1 pseudogene is annotated in these 258 nt (G+C 62.0%); it reads left to right on the plus strand.

Annotated elements, in window-relative coordinates:
• Positions 1 to 258, plus strand: a pseudogene (locus EOD29_RS37660) (glycosyltransferase family 1 protein); the annotation flags it as partial.

Here is a 258-nt window from a genome sequence, read left to right on the forward strand (position 1 = left end):
GTCGGATCCAACCAGCGTCCAAAGAAGATCTTTGTCTTCGCGGCCGGTCGCTGGTGGGACGAGGGAAAGAACGGGGCTGTGCTCGACAGGGCGGCAGCGGTGATGCCTCTGCCCGTCGTCATGGCCGGTTCTTGCTCGGGTCCCAACGGGCAGCGACTGCATCTCAATGACGCCGACGATCGCGGGCCGCTGACCTATCCGAAGACCATCGCCTTGATGCAGCGTGCGCAAATCGTCGTATCTCCATCGGTTTACGAG

Origin of the sequence: Mesorhizobium sp. M1A.T.Ca.IN.004.03.1.1 (assembly GCF_003997555.1) — a bacterium.
Lineage (GTDB): Bacteria > Pseudomonadota > Alphaproteobacteria > Rhizobiales > Rhizobiaceae > Mesorhizobium.